This window comes from Pseudoalteromonas sp. SR45-4 (assembly GCF_014163535.1).
In the GTDB taxonomy this organism is placed as follows: domain Bacteria; phylum Pseudomonadota; class Gammaproteobacteria; order Enterobacterales; family Alteromonadaceae; genus Pseudoalteromonas; species Pseudoalteromonas nigrifaciens.
In genome coordinates this window covers 33,653-52,922 of record NZ_JACJDO010000001.1, presented here as the reverse complement: position 1 = coordinate 52,922, position 19,270 = coordinate 33,653, and the positions used below count along the sequence as shown (strand labels likewise).

General features: G+C 40.8%; 20 protein-coding genes. 9 read left to right on the top strand and 11 right to left on the bottom strand.

The features are described from left to right. Positions 1 to 29 precede the first annotated feature (29 nt). From murC to lpxC, 6 genes are all read left to right on the top strand, one after another. Positions 30 to 1,439, top strand: a complete 1,410-nt coding sequence (murC, locus tag H5058_RS00230) for a UDP-N-acetylmuramate--L-alanine ligase (RefSeq protein ID WP_218910928.1) — start codon at positions 30 to 32, stop codon at positions 1,437 to 1,439. Next, positions 1,436 to 2,356: a D-alanine--D-alanine ligase gene (locus H5058_RS00225; RefSeq protein WP_011329150.1), complete on the top strand. Its 921-nt coding sequence runs from the start codon at positions 1,436 to 1,438 to the stop codon at positions 2,354 to 2,356. The genes murC and H5058_RS00225 overlap by 4 nt, the downstream gene beginning before the upstream one ends. 1 nt (position 2,357) lies before the next feature. Next, entirely contained in the window at positions 2,358 to 3,137 is a 780-nt protein-coding gene (locus H5058_RS00220; protein ID WP_089368728.1) for a cell division protein FtsQ/DivIB, read from the top strand. After that, positions 3,134 to 4,366, top strand: coding sequence for a cell division protein FtsA (gene ftsA / locus H5058_RS00215; protein ID WP_182676472.1), 1,233 nt, complete (start codon positions 3,134 to 3,136; stop codon positions 4,364 to 4,366). The genes H5058_RS00220 and ftsA overlap by 4 nt, the downstream gene beginning before the upstream one ends. A gap of 21 nt (positions 4,367 to 4,387) precedes the next feature. Then, positions 4,388 to 5,638, top strand: coding sequence for a cell division protein FtsZ (gene ftsZ, locus H5058_RS00210; RefSeq protein ID WP_058374115.1), 1,251 nt, complete (start codon positions 4,388 to 4,390; stop codon positions 5,636 to 5,638). A 103-nt stretch (positions 5,639 to 5,741) separates the two neighbouring features. Next, positions 5,742 to 6,653, top strand: a complete 912-nt coding sequence (gene lpxC / locus H5058_RS00205; protein WP_011329146.1) for a UDP-3-O-acyl-N-acetylglucosamine deacetylase — start codon at positions 5,742 to 5,744, stop codon at positions 6,651 to 6,653. 90 nt (positions 6,654 to 6,743) lie between these two features. Here the strand turns inward: lpxC and yjjG are convergent, their stop codons facing one another. The 3 genes from yjjG to H5058_RS00190 all read right to left on the bottom strand — a co-directional run bounded on the left by yjjG (position 6,744) and on the right by H5058_RS00190 (position 8,960). After that, on the bottom strand, positions 6,744 to 7,418 hold the full coding sequence (gene yjjG, locus H5058_RS00200; protein WP_011329145.1) for a pyrimidine 5'-nucleotidase: 675 nt from the start codon (positions 7,416 to 7,418) through the stop codon (positions 6,744 to 6,746). 14 nt (positions 7,419 to 7,432) lie between these two features. Further along, complete coding sequence (yjjX, locus tag H5058_RS00195; protein ID WP_182676470.1) at positions 7,433 to 7,978, bottom strand: inosine/xanthosine triphosphatase; 546 nt, start codon at positions 7,976 to 7,978, stop codon at positions 7,433 to 7,435. Positions 7,979 to 8,054: 76 nt separating this feature from the next. Further along, on the bottom strand, positions 8,055 to 8,960 hold the full coding sequence (locus H5058_RS00190; protein ID WP_011329143.1) for a phosphoribulokinase: 906 nt from the start codon (positions 8,958 to 8,960) through the stop codon (positions 8,055 to 8,057). Between the two features lie 116 nt (positions 8,961 to 9,076). On the opposite strand from H5058_RS00190, the gene H5058_RS00185 reads away from it, so the two are divergent. Both H5058_RS00185 and H5058_RS00180 read left to right on the top strand, forming a co-directional pair. Beyond that, on the top strand, positions 9,077 to 9,955 hold the full coding sequence (locus H5058_RS00185) for a hypothetical protein (protein WP_011329142.1): 879 nt from the start codon (positions 9,077 to 9,079) through the stop codon (positions 9,953 to 9,955). A gap of 74 nt (positions 9,956 to 10,029) precedes the next feature. After that, a complete protein-coding gene (locus H5058_RS00180) occupies positions 10,030 to 10,395 on the top strand; it encodes a hypothetical protein (protein WP_011329141.1) in 366 nt (121 codons plus the stop codon). A gap of 246 nt (positions 10,396 to 10,641) precedes the next feature. Here the strand turns inward: H5058_RS00180 and H5058_RS00175 are convergent, their stop codons facing one another. The 6 genes from H5058_RS00175 to H5058_RS00150 all read right to left on the bottom strand — a co-directional run bounded on the left by H5058_RS00175 (position 10,642) and on the right by H5058_RS00150 (position 16,172). Next, entirely contained in the window at positions 10,642 to 13,215 is a 2,574-nt protein-coding gene (locus H5058_RS00175; RefSeq protein ID WP_182676467.1) for a M1 family metallopeptidase, read from the bottom strand. A 158-nt stretch (positions 13,216 to 13,373) separates the two neighbouring features. After that, the gene (locus H5058_RS00170) at positions 13,374 to 14,054 is read right to left on the bottom strand and encodes a hypothetical protein (protein ID WP_011329139.1); all 681 of its coding nucleotides are present in this window, start codon (positions 14,052 to 14,054) and stop codon (positions 13,374 to 13,376) included. A gap of 167 nt (positions 14,055 to 14,221) precedes the next feature. Then, positions 14,222 to 14,572 (bottom strand): DUF2750 domain-containing protein, encoded by a 351-nt coding sequence (locus H5058_RS00165; RefSeq protein WP_011329138.1) that lies wholly within the window; start codon positions 14,570 to 14,572, stop codon positions 14,222 to 14,224. A gap of 17 nt (positions 14,573 to 14,589) precedes the next feature. Next, the gene (locus tag H5058_RS00160) at positions 14,590 to 15,168 is read right to left on the bottom strand and encodes a glutathione S-transferase family protein (RefSeq protein ID WP_182676465.1); all 579 of its coding nucleotides are present in this window, start codon (positions 15,166 to 15,168) and stop codon (positions 14,590 to 14,592) included. A 60-nt stretch (positions 15,169 to 15,228) separates the two neighbouring features. Beyond that, positions 15,229 to 15,510 (bottom strand): peptidylprolyl isomerase, encoded by a 282-nt coding sequence (locus H5058_RS00155; RefSeq protein WP_011329136.1) that lies wholly within the window; start codon positions 15,508 to 15,510, stop codon positions 15,229 to 15,231. Between the two features lie 86 nt (positions 15,511 to 15,596). Next, positions 15,597 to 16,172 (bottom strand): glutathione peroxidase, encoded by a 576-nt coding sequence (locus H5058_RS00150; protein WP_011329135.1) that lies wholly within the window; start codon positions 16,170 to 16,172, stop codon positions 15,597 to 15,599. 91 nt (positions 16,173 to 16,263) lie between these two features. On the opposite strand from H5058_RS00150, the gene H5058_RS00145 reads away from it, so the two are divergent. After that, the gene (locus H5058_RS00145; RefSeq protein WP_011329134.1) at positions 16,264 to 16,749 is read left to right on the top strand and encodes a GNAT family N-acetyltransferase; all 486 of its coding nucleotides are present in this window, start codon (positions 16,264 to 16,266) and stop codon (positions 16,747 to 16,749) included. Between the two features lie 42 nt (positions 16,750 to 16,791). Here H5058_RS00145 and queG read toward each other — a convergent pair whose 3' ends face one another. Next, positions 16,792 to 17,931 (bottom strand): tRNA epoxyqueuosine(34) reductase QueG, encoded by a 1,140-nt coding sequence (gene queG / locus H5058_RS00140; protein WP_220485765.1) that lies wholly within the window; start codon positions 17,929 to 17,931, stop codon positions 16,792 to 16,794. 109 nt (positions 17,932 to 18,040) lie between these two features. After that, a complete protein-coding gene (locus H5058_RS00135) occupies positions 18,041 to 19,261 on the bottom strand; it encodes a methyl-accepting chemotaxis protein (RefSeq protein ID WP_182676463.1) in 1,221 nt (406 codons plus the stop codon). Positions 19,262 to 19,270 lie beyond the last annotated feature (9 nt).

The window sequence follows — 19,270 nt, the reverse complement described above, 5'->3', positions numbered from 1 at the left end:
CAATAAGAGAGCAATATACACGACCAGCAATGCGTCGCATTGAAACCATCCACTTTGTTGGTATTGGCGGCGCAGGCATGGGCGGCATTGCCGAAGTACTCGCGTTTGAAGGTTATAGGATTACCGGTTCAGACATTGCGCACAGCGCTATGACAGACAGGTTAATTAAAGCCGGTGCAGAGGTGTTTATTGGGCATCACGAAAATAACGTAAAAGATGCCAATGTAGTGGTTGTTTCCAGTGCTATTGATGAAACAAATCCAGAAATTATAGCCGCCAAGGCCGCAAGAGTACCTGTGGTACGCCGCGCCGAAATGCTCGCTGAGCTAATGCGCTTTCGCCACGGTATAGCTATTGCGGGTACACACGGTAAAACTACAACAACCAGTTTAATTGCCAGTATTTATGCACAAGCTGGCCTTGATCCAACATTTATAATTGGTGGCTTATTAAATAGTGCCGGCAGCAATGCAAAAGTAGGTAAAAGCGACTTTTTAATCGCCGAAGCGGATGAAAGCGATGCCTCATTTTTACACTTACAGCCAATGGTATCGGTGATCACTAATATTGAAGAAGATCACATGGAAACCTATGGCGGCAGCCTAGAAAAAATGAAAGACACTTATGTGGACTTTATTCATAACCTGCCGTTTTATGGCTTAGCTGTAGTGTGTATTGACTCTGAAGTCGCGAGCGAGCTTATACCGCGTTTTGGTCGCCCAGTGATTACTTATGGCGAGTCGAGCGATGCGGATTATCGCATGAGCGACTTTAGCCAGTCGGCAAACACGTGCAAGTTTACGGTAACCAATAAACAAGGCGAGAGCTTAACCGCAACGCTAAATATGCCAGGCAAGCATAATGCACTTAATGCCACTGCAGCTATAGCGGTAGCAAAAGATCAAAATATTGCTAATTTCGCTATTTTAGAAGCATTGCAAAAGTTTGAAGGTATTGGCCGACGTTTTCAGCACTACGGTGAGTTTGAAAACGAACGTGGCAGCGTAATGTTAGTTGACGATTATGGGCATCATCCGTCAGAAGTAGCCGCAACTATTGCCGCTGCTCGTGAAGGCTGGCCAGATAAGCGTTTAGTTATGGTGTATCAACCTCATCGCTTTACTCGTACTCGCGACTTGTACGAAGATTTTGTAAAGGTATTAGCCGAGGTTGATCAGTTGTTACTACTCGATGTATACAGTGCTGGCGAAGAGCCAATTGTAGGCGCAGATAGTAAAAGCTTATGCCGGAGTTTACGCCAGCGCGGTAAAGAGCCCCGCCACGTAGCTAATAGTGCAGAGCTGGCAAGCGTATTAGCCGATTGCTTACAAAATAACGATTTAGTATTAACCCAAGGGGCTGGCAACATAGGGCAATTAGTAAAAACCTTAGCCGCTACGGGTATGTTGATAGAAAAACTTAAACAAGGTGAAGTATGACACAGTTAAATACGCAGTTTGGTAAAGTAGCGGTGCTGTTAGGGGGTAACTCAGCAGAGCGTGAAGTGTCATTAAGATCAGGGCAAGCGGTATTAAATGCATTGCAAAATCATGGCATAAACGCCATTGCCTTTGACCCAAAAGAGCGCCCGTTATGGGAGCTAAATGAGTTAGCAATTGATAGAGTGTTCATTGCACTGCATGGTCGTGGTGGCGAAGACGGTACAGTGCAAGGTGCGCTTGAATTTATGAACCTGCCGTATACTGGCAGTAACGTACTAGGCTCAGCGCTGGCTATGGATAAAGTGCGTTGTAAGCATTTATTTAAATCGGCAGGGTTAAGTACCGCTCCTTATACCGTGGTTGATGCCAAAAAAGGCTTTGATGCAGCGGCAATAATGCAGCAATTTAAAAAAGTGATGGTAAAGCCGTCACACGAAGGCTCAAGTATTGGTATGGCACAAGCAAGCACGCCACAAGAGCTTGAAGATGCACTGAGTAATGCGTTTAAGTTTGATAGCCAAGTGCTAGTTGAGCAGTGGATCAGTGGCCGCGAATTTACCATAACGGTATTAGGCGATGAAGTGTTGCCAGTAATCGAAATGACAACCCCCAATGGTTTTTATGATTACCAAGCTAAATATCAAGCAACCACCACGCAGTATCATTGCCCGGCAGATTTATCGCCTGCAGATACCGAGCACTTACAAGCAATGGCACTCGATGCATTTGATTTAGTAGGTGCTAGCGGCTGGGGACGCGTAGATGCAATGCAAGATCAGCAAGGTAATTTTTACTTATTAGAAGTAAATACAGTACCCGGTATGACCGAAAAGTCGCTTGTACCTATGGCGGCAAAAGCACATGGTGCAAGTTTTGAGCAATTAGTTGTTCGCATTTTGGAGCAAACACTTTAATATGCATCCCCTTTTAGAAAAAACGCTACAAATCAAACAGCAACTTAACTGGTCGCTAATTTTTGGGGTGAGTTTTTTTCTAGCTGTGGTAATCGGCTTAGTGCAAATTACTACAGGTGTATCGGATTGGTTGGTAGAAAATAAAGATGCCCAAATTAAACACTTAATGGTGCAGGGTAATCCTAAATATACCGACGAAATCGCTATTATTAGGGCGATTAAAAAAGCAGATTTAACTAGCTTTTTTGACCTTAATGTAAAGCATGTACAGCAATTGGTACAAGATTTACCTTGGGTGGCAAGTGTATCGGTGCGTAAACAATGGCCCGACACACTGCAAGTTTATGTAGTTGAGCACCGCGCTGTTGCGCATTGGAATAGTGACTTGTTACTTAATCAAAACGGCGATGCATTTGAAGCTAAAAGTAATAAGTTAAGTAAAAACTTACCTCAACTATATGGCCCAGAGGGCAGTGAGCAAGAAGCATGGATTGCGTTTCAGCAATTTGACGAAATGCTAAAAGTAAACGCATTAACGTTAAAAAGTTTAGCGTTATCGGAGCGTTTCTCATGGCAGTTGTGGCTAGATAATGGAGTGCGCTTAAATTTAGGGCGCAAAGATAAAGCTAAGCGTGTACAGCGTTTTATAGACGTTTATCCACGCATGGAAAAGCGTGCAGATGCTCAAATAGATGCAATCGATTTACGCTACGATACTGGCCTTGCAGTCAGCTTTAAGCCATTGCAAGAAGAACAATTACAAAATAAGAGTAAGGCATGACTAAGTCAGCAGAAAGAAACCTAGTGATTGGATTAGACGTTGGCACCTCAAAAGTGATTGCAACGGTAGGTGAAATCACCGCAGACAACAAACTCAGTATTGTTGGTGTAGGCACGCAAATATCCCGAGGTATGGATAAAGGCGGCGTAAACGATTTAAACTTAGTATCTGAGTCTATTCGCCGAGCCATAGACGAAGCCGAATTGATGGCTGATTGTCGTATTAGCTCAGTGTACCTTGGTATCTCTGGCAAGCATATACAATGCCAAAACGAAAGCGGTGTAGTAGCAATTAACAACACCGAAGTAACCGATGAAGACATTGAAAATGTGATTCATATTGCCCGCTCAGTGCCTATTTCAGCAGAGCGTAAAATGCTACATGCGTTACCACAAGAATACAGTATCGACATGCAAGAGGGGATTAAAAACCCACTCGGTATGAGCGGCGTACGTATGGAAGCACGTGCTCACATTATTACGTGCTCAAACGATATGGCAAAAAATATCGAAAAATGTGTACAGCGTTGTGGGCTTGAAGTTGACCAACTTATTTTTACTGCACTTGCCTCATGTTACTCGGTACTGACCGATGATGAAAAAGAGCTGGGAGTAGCAGTACTTGATATTGGTGGCGGCACTATGGATATCACCATTTATATTAATGGCGCACTTCGTCACTCTGCGGTTATTCCAGTGGCGGGTAACCAAGTTACTGGTGATATTGCAAAAATATTTCGCACACCTATATCACATGCCGAGTCACTCAAAGTACAATACGCATGTGCTAGTAGCCAAATGGCCAGTAATGAAGACACCATAGAAGTACCGAGTGTAGGCGGACGCCCAGCTAGATTAATGTCACGTCATACATTATCGGAAGTGGTAGAGCCAAGATTTAGAGAATTATTTGAATTAGCGATGGAAGAAATTCGTCGCTCAGGGTTAGAAGACCAAATTGCAGCAGGTCTCGTTATCACAGGCGGAACTGCTAAAATGGCCGGCGCAATGGAAGTAGCAGAAGATATTTTCCAAATGCCGGTAAGAATAGGCAAACCAATTGGGATAGTTGGTTTGACAGACTATGTGGACGATCCTTCGTACGCAACCGCTGTTGGTTTGTTACAATACGGGCGTACCATGCAATCAATGAATGCACAAAAGTTGAAAGCAGAAGGGAATAATAATTTATGGAGCCGCATTACTAAGTGGTTCCAAGGCGAGTTTTAGTACTCAAGTCGGAGAGTAAACATGTTTGATATGATGGAACAACATAGCGAAGAAGCTGTAATAAAAGTAATTGGCGTGGGCGGCGGCGGCGGTAACGCTGTTGAGCACATGGTAAAACAGCAAATTGAAGGCGTATGCTTTATTGCTGCTAATACAGACGCACAAGCATTACGTAACTCAGCAGCGCACGTTACTGTACAATTAGGCACGCAAATAACCTCAGGGTTAGGAGCCGGTGCAAACCCTGAAATAGGTCGTCAATCAGCTGAAGAAGATGCCGATACAATTCGTGCCAGCCTTGAAGGTGCCGACATGGTATTTATTGCAGCAGGTATGGGCGGCGGTACTGGTACTGGTGCAGCGCCTGTAGTGGCAAAAATTGCAAAAGAGCTTGGTATTTTAACCGTAGCAGTAGTTACACGTCCTTTTGACTTTGAAGGTAAAAAGCGAGCTGCAGCGGCTGAACAAGGCATTAATGAATTGTCAGAAATTGTAGATTCACTTATTACAATTCCAAACAATAAACTGCTTAAAGTTTTAGGAAAAGGGACTACACTTTTAGATGCCTTCGCTAAAGCTAACGACGTATTATTTGGTGCGGTTCAGGGTATTGCAGAGTTAATTACTCGCTCTGGTCTGATCAACGTGGATTTCGCCGACGTACGTACAGTAATGTCAGCAATGGGTCCTGCAATGATGGGTACAGCGTCTGCATCAGGTCCAGATCGTGCACAAGAAGCAGCAGAAGCGGCTATCTCAAGCCCATTACTTGAAGACGTAGATTTAACTGGTGCTAAAGGTATCTTGGTTAATATTACTGCGGGTATGGACATTGCGATTGAAGAATTTGAGATCGTTGGTAACCACGTAAAAGCATTGGCATCAGAAAACGCTACTGTGGTTGTAGGTGCAGTAATTGACCCTGAAATGACCGATGAATTACGTGTAACTGTAGTTGCAACTGGCTTAGGTGGCGATCGTCGTCCGCAGTTTGGCATTGTTGATAATGGCTTCAAAAAAGCATCAGGTTCTGATGTAGCCAGCACTTCAAACCAAAGTAGCAGCATGTACGTACCAAGCTTTGCAAGCCAAGGCACAAGCGCTGAAGAAAACACAGCAAAGACGCAAGTTGAAAGTAACGAAAAAACAACGTCATCTACTGCTAATAAAAGCACAACGAGTGCTGCAGCGCCAAGTAACAAAAAATCAGATAAGTCAGAAGGCGGAGATTATTTTGATATTCCTGCTTTTTTACGTAAACAAGCTGATTAATATAAACAGTATTTCGTTTGAAATGTGAACGAATATTGCAATTGCGGCGTATTTATGCTAGTATCCGCCGTCTAACTGTAACTGAATTTAAGTGAGCGAACCTATGATTAAACAGCGAACGATTGCACAAGTAGTCAAAGCCATAGGAATTGGACTTCATAAAGGTGAGAAGGTCACAATAACTCTCCGACCTGCGAGCGCAAATACTGGGATTGTATTTCGTCGTGTCGACCTTGATCCGGTTGTTGATTTTGAAACAACACCTGAAGCCGTTGGTGATACGCAATTATGTACCTGTTTAATTAACAAAGATGGTGTTCGCTTATCAACTACTGAGCATCTTATTGCTGCTGTTGCTGCAATGGGTATTGATAATCTAATTGTAGAATTAGATAGCTCAGAAGTGCCAATAATGGATGGTAGTGCATTACCATTCATTTATTTGTTACAAAAAGGCGGCATTGAAGAGCAAAATGCAGCAAAACGCTTTATTCGTATTAAAGAAAAAGTACGTATTGAAGAAGGCGATAAATGGGCCGAGTTAGAACCGTATGATGGTTTTCATATCGACTTTGAAATTGCTTTTGATCACCCAGCTATCAATGAAAGTCGCCAACGTATTGGTTTAGATATTACGACGAAAAGCTTTATTGAAGAAATTAGCCGTGCACGTACCTTTGGTTTTATGAAAGACATTGAATATATGCATGCTAATAACCTAGCATTAGGTGGCAGCATGGATAGCGCAGTAGTACTTGATGAGTTTAAAGTGTTAAATCCAAACGGTTTACGCTACAGCGATGAGTTTGTTAAGCATAAGATATTAGACTGTGTTGGTGACATGTTTATGACAGGTCATAACATTTTAGGTAAAGTAACTGCATTTAAATCGGGTCACGATTTAAATAATAAATTACTACGTAAATTAATGGCTACTGAGTCAGCATGGGAGTGGGCAACCTTTGAAACGCCTGTAACGATGCCTGCACCCGGCCTTGAATTAGCGCCAGCCTAATTTATTGCTCACACAGTTATAAAAAATGACGCTAATTAGCGTCATTTTTTTTGCCTATTGAAAATACTTTAAGTGCGTAGCTACCTACAGCTACAGCTCTAAAATACTTTGTAACTGCTTCAAATGAGTAACGGTATAGGTAGGCTTTATACCCTCGGGCAACTGCTCGTTTGGGTGTTGTAACCAGCAGGTATCAATCCCCGCATTATTACCGCCTAAAATATCGCTTGTGGCAGTATCGCCAACCATTAATATTTGGCTTTTATCTGGGTTACCCATTAATTCAAAGGTATGGTCAAAAATAGCTTTATTAGGCTTAGCTATGCCCACTAATTCAGAAATGACTAACCATTCAAACATATCTTTTAAACCAGTATGCTCAAGGCGCACGGTTTGTAAACGTGCAAAACCATTAGTAATAATACCTAACTTAGCGTGGGGCTTAAGTTTATTTAACAGCTCTATGGCACCGGGTAGCGGCTCGCATATTTCTGCCATAGCATCTAAAAATGCATCATTAAGCTCTTTTGCTGGCACATTTAGTTTAGTAGCCCATTCGCTAAAGCGAGTAACCTGCAAGTAGTCGGCACTAATGTCGCCATTTTGGTAATCAACCCATAGTTGCTTATTGGTTTTTTGATAATGAAGATAGTCGGCTTGGCTAAAATCTACGTTATATGTTTTAAACATGCGAGTCATGCCCGCTAAAATATCAAATCTAAACAAGGTTTCGTCTGCATCAAACAGCACGTAACTGTATTTCATTAAACTTCCTAAAATTAATTTGTTTGGCAATAAAGCGCTGAATGTAAAAAAGGTGCCATGGCCAAAGTAAGTGCCTGAGTATAGGTACTTTCGCGGGTGGCGTGGTTATTAGTGAGTAAACCAATAGCGCCGCCTTGCTGCTTTATATTGGTGGTATTAAAAGCCTTATCCATAACATTGCCAAGCTCTGCACCATTAAGTAATGCGTTATACAGTATTTGCGGCAAAGGTAGGTTGCTACTGCGTCCTACAACTTGATTTACCGCGTTATCGATAACTACATAGGCAAAGGTTGCGGCACCGTAACTAAATTGCTCTGCACCGCCTTCCATGGCCACATAATAGTGGGCTTGGTAGTGCTCTTTGCAGTAATTCACTCGGTTTTGTGCGCCAATGCGAGTTTGCTCTTCACCAATAGGTTGATCAGGCACACCCGAGGGAGCATTTACACCTTGGCAGTCAATGTCACGCTCTGGAAAATACATGCTAAAAATGCACTTAGCAGCATTTATTTTTACTGGGTTTTTAGAGCCCACAATAACTTTTAATGGTTGCGACATGCTGATCTCACTTTAAGCAAAATCAGCAGTGTACGTGAGTTGGCTTTAACAAAAAAGGGCTGTGGGTTATCCAATATCAAATAGGTAAATCCAGTGGTGCTAGGTTTTCTAATGCTCGTTTTTTTAAAATAATATCTTTAATGAGTGGGGTAAGTACCAACTCCATTGCCAAGCCCATTTTACCGCCAGGCACTACCAAGGTATTAATACGCGACATAAAGCTACCTTGGATCATCTGTAAATAGTACGGAAAATCGACATCTTCAATGCCCCTAAAGCGGATCACCACAAAGCTTTCATCGAGTGATGGAATGTCTTTTGCGCTGAACGGGTTAGAGGTATCTACGGTAGGGACTCGTTGAAAGTTAATATGGGTGCGTGAAAATTGTGGAGTAATATGGTTAATATAATCGTCCATACTGCGCACTATAGATCCCATTACCGCTTCGCGTGAGTGACCACGATCAGAGGTGTCGCGGATCAGCTTTTGGATCCACTCAAGGTTGATAATGGGCACCATACCAATAAGTAAATCTACATGTTTTGCTACATCCACATTGTGCTCTTGATCTACAACAGCGCCATGCAATCCTTCGTAAAATAATAAATCGGTATTTTGCTCTAGGTTTTGCCACGGAGTAAATGTGCCGGGCAATTGGTTGTAAGGGACCGCTTCGTCAAAGGTATGTAAATAACGACGCAGTTTACCTTGGCCGGTTTCACCGTAGCTATCAAATAGGGTTTCTAGTAAACCAAAGTCGTTGGCTTCGCGGCCAAAGTAGCTAATATGTTTGCCTTCTTGTTGCGCGTCACGTACTTTTTTTTCCATTTCAGGGCGAGTGTAACGATGAAAGCTATCCCCTTCGATAAAAGCCGCACTAATGTTAAGGCTACGAAAAATATGTTTAATTGCATTCGTGGTGGTAGTTGTCCCCGCACCTGAAGAGCCGGTTATTGCAATAATAGGATGTTTAGCTGACATATTAATTCTCTTTTATAAGACCCGGTTAGTTATAAAGATGTTGCTGGTCTAGGTCAAGTGACGTAATCAGCAAATAACGTTATCATGGGGTGCTTAAAAATAAAACGAGATAGAGCATGAAATTTTTAAAACCACTACTAGGGTTGTTTTCAATAAGCGCTTTAACGCTCTCAGTAGCACAGGCAAGTATGCCCAAAAGCCAAGTATTATTAGCCGATTTAAATACTCCTTATGGCCTGCAAGTTACTATTGTGAGCGACAGTGATAGTTATAATAATCAGCCTCATATACACAATAATGGTGTTTACTTTACCCATGAAGTATTAAGTGTTGAGCAAAGCCAAACCGATATTGCTTACTACGACTTTGCAACAAAACAAATTATTAATATAACCAATACGCCAGTAAGCGAATACTCACCAACCGTAATGCCAAATAAACAAAGCTTATCGGCAATTGTGGTAGAGGCCAATGGCAAGCAAAAGCTATGGCAATATCCGCTTGATAGCGAAGTTGCAGCAAGTCGTATTTTTGACTGGATAGAGCCAGTGGGATATCACGCATGGGGTATAAATAACGATTTAGTAATGTTTATTTTAGGTGAGCCACATACATTACAATATAGCTTGGTTGCAGCGGCAAAAGGGCAAGTTGTGGCAAAAAACATTGGTCGTACGCTTATTTACAATCATACAATGGCGCAGTTTATATTTAGTTACACCCAAAATGAGCAACATATTGTAGCGCGTTTTAACCCACAAACTAAGCAGGTAGAAAACTTACTTAGATTGCCGCTACAAGTACAAGACTTTATCTTAAAAGACGACAGTACGCTGGCTTATGCGCTTAACAACCGTGTTTACCAACGTAACCTTAGTGGCAATAACACTGTATCGCAATGGCTGGATTTAACACCCTATTGCCATACCAATATTACCCGTATGAGTTATAACAACGACAAACTTGCTTTTGTTTGTGATGTAGCTGAGGACTAATTTAAATAAATTTCAGACTTTATAATGCGTATGCGTTAAGGTTATGCGCAAATTTAACTAATAGGGATTACAACGTGGCTTATAGTGCAGACGAGCTTACTGAGCAGCTAATTAAATTAGAGTGTAGAAGTAATTTTAAAATAAAGAATATTGCCGAATACATGTTAGTTAATTCAAAAGAAGCGTTTTACACGCACAGTGAAGGCGGCAAAGGTAAAATTATAATTCGCCCAGCATTTGAAGTGTTTAGTGATGATTTTACCGATATTGATGGGGTAGTGCGTACTCAGGGCTATTTTCATAGTAGCGAAATGACGCGTTTTCCTACGCGCATTTATAAAAGTGCACAGCCGATTCATTATGGTGTCGCGTTTAAAATAAACTCTGAGCAAGCAGCAAAAGATTTTATTGCTAAACTAACGATGATTTTAGGCGGGTAATAGTAAAGGTTTATAAATCAGCTTTCAGACTTCAGATTTAACAAAATATCGGCCAAGCTGGGTTTAGGTTATAAGTAGGCAAGGCAGTATGCCGCGCTTTTTTAAAGCCTGGTAAATTTAACACCACAGCGCAAAATGCTAGGTATTAGTAAAAAACAAACCAAGCTCGCAGTAAATTATTAGCTACGAAGCTTGGTTTTGTTATCAGCTCTAGGCTCTAAAATAAAACCTAGAACCCCAATATAGCTACTTACCTTTTAAGAAGTTATTAACCGATTCAAGCTCACGATTTTTCAGTGCAATACAATCATTAGTACTTTCTTCTAGTTTACTTAAAGTACGAGCGTAACCTGGTATTTCAGCTAACTTAGTATTAAAGAAGCTTTGTGTTGTGGCAAAGCTATTTGCATCACAATTTGCAGTCGTAAAATACGGTAGGTTAGGGATAAAAAACGGCGGTAAGCTTGCTGTTACTTTATCGTAATTACTGTAAACCCAGTCAATAAACAGCGCTTGGCGCTCATCAGTATAGCTTTGTCCTGCTAAAATAGTGCGCATGTCGGATGCGGTTACTTCATCTGTTAAGCTGTAAGCCAATACTGCTTTTTGCAGTGCAGGTTTTGCAAAGTAGCCCATAGCCGAGAGCATATTAGTACGTACTTGTGGATCTTTGGTGGTTTTAAAGGTTGCCATAAATTGATCAAGCAACGCTTTATCGCCGTTAAAAGCAGCTAAAGTTAAATAAGTACCTGCTAAGTACGGGTCTACTTTTTGTGGATCGTTTAAATAAACCTGAGTTTGCTGTTTTGCTTTATTGATCACATTTTGATCTTCGCCATCAAAACCTAAACGCGATACAACCGCAGCTCGAAGTTGTGAAATAGCGCCATCTTCACCTACTTTTGCCTCTAAGCCGTATTTTTTAGCCGCAGGAGTTACTGCACCACGAATAAATTTAGGCCATAAGTCTTTATTGCTATCGTCTTTAAAGGTGCGTTGTTGCGATACTAAATAGCCCAGCGCGGTATTAGCAACGCGAGGGTGGCTGTCGCTTATAAATACTTCAAGCGTTTGCATTAACTTAGCGGCCGATATAACACCAGCATCAAGTAGTGCATCGGTAGCAGATAATAACGCTAAACGTTCGCGGTCATCTAGCTTGTCAGCAGCATTGTCGATAAGCGCACTAAACTGTGCATCGTTCATCACCCAGCGGTAATAACCCAATGCGCCTTGATCGGGATAAATCCACTCGGGTGCAAAATCTAAATCTAGCGTTTGGCTTTGTTTATTAAGTAATACGTTCGCTGTTTTTACTTTATCGCCCGCGCCATATTTAATTGCAACAGGCACATTCCATAATTGCTCAGGCGCATCAACACCGGCATTTACAAAGCGACTTTGCGATATAGTTATTTTACTACCTTGCTGAGCTACTTTAATCAGTGGGTAGGAAGATTGCTCAATAAACGATTTTAAAACACTCGCTACATCTTTATTAGAAGCTTTGCCAAGTGCTTGCCATAAATCGGCAGCTTCGGCATTTTTATAGGAAAATTCTTTTAAGTAATTTTGAATACCTTTTTGAAAGGCCTCTTCACCTATCCAGTTTTCAACCATAGCAAGTACCGAGCTACCTTTGCTATAAGCAAGGCCTAAACCATCCATAATATCGGCTTCGGTTTTAATTGGTTTACGAATTGGTTTAGTACTCAAACGCGCATCAAGTGGCATAACGTTATTTTGTGGTAAATCTAGGTGCGATTCAAATTCAGGGTTTAGTTGCTTGGTAATTTTTGCCGCCATCCAACTAGCAAACGCTTCGTTTAACCATAAATCGTTCCACCACTTCATCGTTACTAAGTTGCCGTACCATTGGTGTGCAAGTTCGTGAGCAATAATAGACACATTGCGTTGTTTTTTACTGCGCGTAGCGGCAGCTAAATCAACCAATAAAATATCTTCTCGGTAGGTTACAAGTCCTGAGTTTTCCATGGCACCAAACGGAAATTCAGGTACAGCCACCGAATCTAGTTTTTGATACACATAAGGAATACCAAAATACGCCTCAAGTGCGCCTAGTACTTTTGGCATGTTTTCTTTTGCGTACTGGGCTAAATGAATTTTACCTTGTGGGGTAATTACGCGCCCTGGCACCGACATACCTTCAACATTAAGCTCTTCAAAAGGGCCCACAGCCATTGCTACTAAATAAGAAGGAATAGGCGGTGTTTTATCAAAAAAATGGGTGGTCATGTCGCCATTTACTGTAGTTTTAAGCTCAGGTGTATTGGCATATACTTTTTGTGAGGTAGGCGCGGTAATAGTGAGCTGAAATGGAATTTTGTAGCTTGGCTCGTCAAACACCGGAAATGCACGGCGCGCATCACTCATTTCAAACTGAGTAAATAAGTAAGGTGTACCTTGATCTAATGTTTTATATAGCCCAACACTTTGGCGATTATATGGCGCTGAAAAATCAATTTTTAAGGTGTATTTACCCGGCTGAATTTGCTCATCACAGCTAAATTTTACTTTACCGGTTTTGAGCATTTCGCTGTTTAAGTCACAATTTTGCTCGCCAAGTAATTGTGCCATTTTAGTTGCGTAAGCCACGCCGTTTAGCTCTATGTAGTTAGTTGGCTTGAGTACTTCTAAAATAATTTCAGTCATTCCAGTAAAGGTATCTTGGCTTGGATCGAGTGTTAACGACACTGATTGACTGCTTGGTTTTGCGAGTTTTTCAATTACAAATTCGTTAGCATTTGCTGCGTTCATCGCGAATGCAACACTTACGGTTAAGAGGCTTTTAAGAAACATAGTATCCCTAGTTTATTATTGTTATAAATGACTAAAGCAGACAGCGTTACCACGCTACTTCAATAGAAACGGTATTATATGCGGATATCCTAGCAGCTTTCTTTTATGGAGTAATCGAATAACCCCGGATTTGGACGAGTAAAGAGTAACAAAGTTTGTCAGTGACTATCGCGATTGATAAAGCGCTGCCAATGCAGTTGTGAGTTAATAACGCGAATTTGCCCAATTATGCTATTTAACACTGCTACATTGCTATAATTTGGGTGTGGGTATTCGTTAAAGCCCATTAAATAATTAAACGCGTCTTTAGAGTTGGCTTGCAGTGCATAAATACGTACTTGCTGCTCAAAGTTAAGCCGCAGGCTACTTATAGCGGTTTTCATTCCGAGTTGGTCAATGTTTGGAATTGCACATTTTTGTAAGTAACCAGCGCGCTCGCCTTCGCCGCTAAACCAAATGCGAACTTTTTCGCTGTAGCGACCGGTTTTAGCTGGCAAGTCGAACATTAATCGCTGTTGGTTTTGGCTTTTTATAAATGCTAAATAGTCGTTAAAGCCAGCATTAATTAGCGCTTGATGTACAGGAATAAGTCGCGGTTTTATTTTTCCGTGGGTATGAAAACTAAAACATAAAATGTTTTGCTCAACAGTTAAGTCATCAAGTGTTAAACAGCCTATTTCGTCACTATAAGCGCCCGTATAGTAAGCAATTAATGGCAACCAAAAATGCCAATGTTTTGCTTGTTCACGCACCACGCGCATATCGCCATAAATATAGCCAGTGTAAAGTGTGTGCAGCTCCATAGCTGAAAAAGGACGGCGACCAAGATGGGTTTTCAACGGTGTACCTTGAACATAATGACAAAATACATTTTATACCCAAAACATAGCAAGATGCGAGTATGTTTTGGGTATAAATACTTATACCTAATTAATTAAAACAAAAAAGCCAACTAGCACGAATGCAGTTGGCTTTTTTTATGCTTTATTAATTAAGCTATAGTGAATTATTCACTTAATGCGCGTGCTAAACCTACTGGTTCAATTTCTACGCATACTTGGTCGTCATTCCAGTTAAGGCCAACTAAAGCATTGTCTTCGTTTAGGTCTTCAACCCATTCATCTAAAAATTCATCAAGGCCAATTTCTACTGGGCTGTACTCTTTCCACTCGTCTTTACACTGAGCTTTAGCAGCCGCTTCGCTTTCCCAAAGTAGTAATACGTCAGTCTCGTCAAATTGATTTGAATCACACACTACAAAGCCATTATCTTCTGCACCTAGTGCCCAAATTACTTCGCTCATACGTACTTTTTCAACAAAGTTGACTAGTTCTGATTCAATCTCGATATCGCTCATGTGTTTACCTTTTTAAATTAATGACTAGGACTGGTATTTATTGCTGCTTGGCGTTGGCCATATTGCTCATAAAAAGCAACAAGCGCTGAATGCTGACTAATGTCGGTTAGTTCACGAAAGCAAATCCAATCAAGCAGGCAGTATAAACTGATGTTGAGGTATTCACAGCCTTTAAATTCATCATCAGTTAAATGATCATTTAAAAAGTGTAATGTTTCAACAATACGTTCGTTTTGCAAATTAAAAAATAACGCATCACTTTGCGTATCAAAACCAGAGCGCTGGCATAAAAGCATTTCCACTAAAGAGTCATTACAGGCATTAATAGTGGTAAGTAAGTGCTCTTGCGGCCAAGTTAATTTTGGCTGTGCTGTTTTTTCAAGTAAATAACGCAGTATTGAGTTTGAATCACTAAGGGTTAAATTGCCATCTACGAGAATAGGGATTTTGCGTGCTGGGTTTTTGCTCACCATAGTTGGGCGATCTTGCGCTGAAAAAATATCCAGATTAATAAACTCTAAATCACAGTTATTTTCCAGCGCCCATATTCTAATACGGCGTACATAAGGCGAGGTAACAGAACCTAATAGTTGCATAATTACTCCATAAAAAAGCCGCATAAGCGGCTTTTTTCAAAATTTACAGTACAGAATAAGTTACTCTGAACGGCTGGTTACTTCAAGTAAATGGTAACCAAACTGTGTTTGTACTGGGCCTTGTACTTGATTAATTGGCGCAGAGAACACCACTTTATCAAACTCTGGCACCATCATACCTGGGCCAAACTCACCAAGAGCACCGCCATCTTGACCTGAAGGACAGTTAGAGTGTGCTTTTGCTAACACAGCAAAGTCTTCACCTTGTTCAATTTTTTCTTTTAAATCTAAACACTGTGCTTCACTATCTACTAATATATGTCTTGCGCTTGCCACTGTCATAAAATCTCCTAATAATTAATCTGGTTGTTTTTTAATCATACTAACGTGTATTTTAGTTAGTTTAAACTAATTGTAACGGTTTTAACCTAGTTAATAGCTAATGTCGCTTCAATTGCTGCAGTTAGTTTTTCTGATTCGGGGGCTACTTTACTGTTAAAGCGCGTAATTGTTTTACGATCAGCAGACACTAAATACTTATAAAAATTCCAATTAGGTGAGCTGGTTTGGCTATTTAAGTGTTTAAAAATAGGGTTTGCATCGCTGCCGCGCACTGCGCTGGTGGCAAACATAGTGAAAGTAACCCCGTAATTAACAAAGCAGACTTTGGCGGTGTCTTGCTCGTTGTTTTCTTCTTGAAAAAAATCATCAGAAGGAAATCCCAATACCACTAAGCCTTGATCTTTATATTTATTATAAACCGCTTCAAGCCCTGCAAATTGCGGCGTAAAGCCACAGTTACTCGCTGTATTAACAATTAGCAGCGGTTGGTTTTCAAATTGGCATAAGTTAACAAACTCTTTTGAGCGTAGTTTACGCAAAGTAACGTTAGTAAAGTCTTGGCAGTTATTTTGTTTTTTAATGGGGTGCTCAGCCGTGCTTTGCGCTTGAGCTAATGTGGGTAAAAGTAACGCCATTAATGCTAATAATATTATTTTTATCATTTTTAATGCCTAAAGTTAAAAGGTTACATATTGTTTATAGCCTCAATGATACGCTAATATAAACGCAACTGATCAACCTTATCTAGACCTTATGACAATCCGTTTAGCACGCCCAGAAGATTTAAAAACTATAGTCGCAATTTATAACGAAACCATTGCCAGCAGAATGGTTACCGCCGATACCGAAGAGGTAAGCGTTACCGACAAGCAAGCTTGGTTTGATAGTCACACTTCTCAGCGGCCAATTTATGTATATTCTGAAAATGACCAAGTGTTAGCATGGCTTAGTTATAAACCGTTTTATGGGCGCGTAGCTTACGAAGGCACGGTAGAAATAAGTATTTATATTACCGCTAAAGCACAAGGCAAAGGTTTAGGTAAAACACTGATGGAGTTTGCCCAAACGCAAGCTAAGCAACTTAATATTAAAGTGCTGCTAGGGTTCATTTTTAGTCATAATTTACCCAGTATTAAACTATTTAAACACTTTAACTTTAGTGTGTGGGGCGAGTTACCACAGGTGGCCATTATGGATAATAACCCTTACAGCTTAACTATTTTTGGTAAGCACTTATAACCGTAGCGATTAATTAAAAGTGCTTACTCCACACCTAAACATTTAAGCGTCGCGGGGTAGGCCTTTTTCAACAATTCTGATAAGCCTTGCGGTTTTACGCAGTATAGTACCTTGCTTATTGCGTTGCTGTTGCAGCGCCCAATTTATATGCTCTAAAACCAGTTCACTGCAAGCTAAGCTTTTATCTTCTAGGGCATGAATAATGCTAGGGCTAAATTCAGCATTACCTAAGCCTACAGCCAAATTACGCAACCAACGCTCGTGGCCAATACGACGAATAGGGCTGCCTTCGGTGTTTTTTAAAAAAGTGGCTTCATCCCAAGCAAACAGCTCAAGCAGGTCTTTATCTTTTAATTGAATGCGCGGATGAAAATCATTTTCGTCGGTAAGTTGGCCATAACGATTCCACGGGCAAACTAATTGGCAGTCGTCACAACCATAAACGCGGTTACCTAATAATGTTCGGTATTGCTCTGGAATAGGGCCTTGTAGCTCAATGGTTAAGTACGATATACACTTACGTGCATCTACCACGTAGGGCTCAACAATAGCGCCAGTTGGGCATAGTGTTATGCAGGCTACGCATTTACCACAGCCTTCAAAGGTGTTTTCTGCATCTATGGGCAGCGGTAAATCAACAAATAACTCACCTAAAAAAAACCAAGAACCGGCTTCTTTATTAATAAGTAATGAGTGTTTACCGCGCCAGCCCAAGCCTGCTTTTTCAGCAAGTTGGCGCTCAAGTACCGGGGCTGAGTCGACAAAAGGCCTAAAACCGTATTCGCCAATTTCGAGCTCTATTTTTTGGCCTAATTTTTTTAAGCGATTACGCATTAATTTATGGTAGTCGCGGCCAAGAGCATAGCGACTTATATACGCTTTTTCTGAGTTTTTAAGGGTTTTGGCAAAACCTGCATCGGGGGGCAGGTAATTCATTTTTACCGAAATAACACGCTGCGTTCCGGGCACTAACTCAGCAGGGCGAGCGCGTTTCATACCATGAGCGGCCATGTAATCCATATTGCCATGGTAGCCGGCGTCGAGCCAACGTTGCAGCTGCGTTTCATGCTTGCTTAAGTCTATATCAGTAATACCTACTTCGCTAAAGCCAAGCTCTTGTCCCCACGCTTTAATTTGTTGGGCAAGGTTTTTATAATCAGGAACTGCGTCGCTCACATGCATCACACGGTTAAATAAATAGCTGGGTAATTTAACATATTTAGCTTATGGGTAAAACGCTTGTTATACCCATAAGCTTGTTAGCAAATACCTATTTTTAATAAAATAGGTATTACTGCACAAAGCGTTTTAGTTGTTGTTGTGTTTGTTGGCTGAGGGTTTGTGATTGTTGGCAATCATTAAGTGCTGTATCTATGGTTTGTTTGGCTTGCTCGCCAAGCGCTACAATATGCTCTACCGATTGGTGGGTTTGATTTTGTGTTTGCTCAAGTAAGTGCACAGCCTCGGCAATTTGTTGTAACTGTTGCTGGTTATGCTCAAATTCAGTAAGCATATTAGTAAAACCATTAGAAGTACTATTAATTGATTTTTGCGCATTGTGTGAGTGAGTAATTAATTGCTCTGACTCTTTATTTGTTTCGTTTACTAGCTCGTTCATTTGGTTTATAAAATCACTAATTTGCCGCGTTGCACCACTTACCTTAATTGAAAGAGTACGCACTTCATCGGCAACTACCGCAAAACCACGTCCCGCATCACCGGCTCTTGCTGCTTCAATGGCGGCATTTAGGGCTAGTAGATTGGTTTGATCAGAAAACTCTTCCACCATTTTTAAAATGCTACGAATGTTTTCACTGTTTTCTTTTAAGCCTGAAATAGTTGCCGAAAAGCCGGTTAGCATATCGGTTATTAATTTTACTTGTTGCACTAAGGCCGACAACTCTGTTGCCGAAAGCTTAACAAAATTTAAATGCTCATTATTTACTTTATGCACGCTGTCGGTATTACTTACTATATTTTGTAAGCTCTGCGCTATTTGGTTGCTGGCATTTATAATGGTATGGCTTAAATGTATTTGTTGTCCGCTTAATTGCTCAGTATGTTGCATAGACTGAGTTGCTTGCTCGATACTTTGCACGCCTGCTTGGGCGCTATTGTAGGTTGTGTTTAGTAGCTGATTTAAATGAGTAGTAAAAAGATTGTATTGCTCGCTTAGTTCACGAAACTCATCATAAGTAAAATGGGGTAACTTTGCCGATAAGTCTGCATCTTGCTGGTTTATATTTATTAGCGTGTCGCGCATTGCCTTGACTGGGCGCACCATTAAAAATCGCATATAAAATAGGGTGAAAATAAAGCCAGCCACAATCACTAAAGCTAATGCCCAAAATAACCCAGTACTTTGTTGGTTTAGGGTTAAGCTTTCATACAGCCAAAATAAAGTAATAGCCTGAAATAAAAATACAAAACTTAAATTACCCACAATTTTGCGCGTTAAGGTAAAAAAAAGTGTTTTTTCTAAAAAATTATAAATTCGCATATAGCTACTCATTATGTACAG

What these genes read in the sequence shown, in the direction of transcription:
- murC (WP_218910928.1), top strand. Translation starts at nt 30, where the DNA reads ATGCGTCGCATTGAAACCATCCACTTTGTTGGTATTGGCGGCGCAGGC.
- H5058_RS00225 (WP_011329150.1), top strand. Translation starts at nt 1,436, where the DNA reads ATGACACAGTTAAATACGCAGTTTGGTAAAGTAGCGGTGCTGTTAGGG.
- H5058_RS00220 (WP_089368728.1), top strand. Translation starts at nt 2,358, where the DNA reads ATGCATCCCCTTTTAGAAAAAACGCTACAAATCAAACAGCAACTTAAC.
- ftsA (WP_182676472.1), top strand. Translation starts at nt 3,134, where the DNA reads ATGACTAAGTCAGCAGAAAGAAACCTAGTGATTGGATTAGACGTTGGC.
- ftsZ (WP_058374115.1), top strand. Translation starts at nt 4,388, where the DNA reads ATGTTTGATATGATGGAACAACATAGCGAAGAAGCTGTAATAAAAGTA.
- lpxC (WP_011329146.1), top strand. Translation starts at nt 5,742, where the DNA reads ATGATTAAACAGCGAACGATTGCACAAGTAGTCAAAGCCATAGGAATT.
- yjjG (WP_011329145.1), bottom strand. Translation starts at nt 7,418, where the DNA reads ATGAAATACAGTTACGTGCTGTTTGATGCAGACGAAACCTTGTTTAGA.
- yjjX (WP_182676470.1), bottom strand. Translation starts at nt 7,978, where the DNA reads ATGTCGCAACCATTAAAAGTTATTGTGGGCTCTAAAAACCCAGTAAAA.
- H5058_RS00190 (WP_011329143.1), bottom strand. Translation starts at nt 8,960, where the DNA reads ATGTCAGCTAAACATCCTATTATTGCAATAACCGGCTCTTCAGGTGCG.
- H5058_RS00185 (WP_011329142.1), top strand. Translation starts at nt 9,077, where the DNA reads ATGAAATTTTTAAAACCACTACTAGGGTTGTTTTCAATAAGCGCTTTA.
- H5058_RS00175 (WP_182676467.1), bottom strand. Translation starts at nt 13,215, where the DNA reads ATGTTTCTTAAAAGCCTCTTAACCGTAAGTGTTGCATTCGCGATGAAC.
- H5058_RS00165 (WP_011329138.1), bottom strand. Translation starts at nt 14,572, where the DNA reads ATGAGCGATATCGAGATTGAATCAGAACTAGTCAACTTTGTTGAAAAA.
- H5058_RS00160 (WP_182676465.1), bottom strand. Translation starts at nt 15,168, where the DNA reads ATGCAACTATTAGGTTCTGTTACCTCGCCTTATGTACGCCGTATTAGA.
- H5058_RS00155 (WP_011329136.1), bottom strand. Translation starts at nt 15,510, where the DNA reads ATGACAGTGGCAAGCGCAAGACATATATTAGTAGATAGTGAAGCACAG.
- H5058_RS00150 (WP_011329135.1), bottom strand. Translation starts at nt 16,172, where the DNA reads ATGATAAAAATAATATTATTAGCATTAATGGCGTTACTTTTACCCACA.
- H5058_RS00145 (WP_011329134.1), top strand. Translation starts at nt 16,264, where the DNA reads ATGACAATCCGTTTAGCACGCCCAGAAGATTTAAAAACTATAGTCGCA.
- queG (WP_220485765.1), bottom strand. Translation starts at nt 17,931, where the DNA reads ATGCATGTGAGCGACGCAGTTCCTGATTATAAAAACCTTGCCCAACAA.
- H5058_RS00135 (WP_182676463.1), bottom strand. Translation starts at nt 19,261, where the DNA reads ATGAGTAGCTATATGCGAATTTATAATTTTTTAGAAAAAACACTTTTT.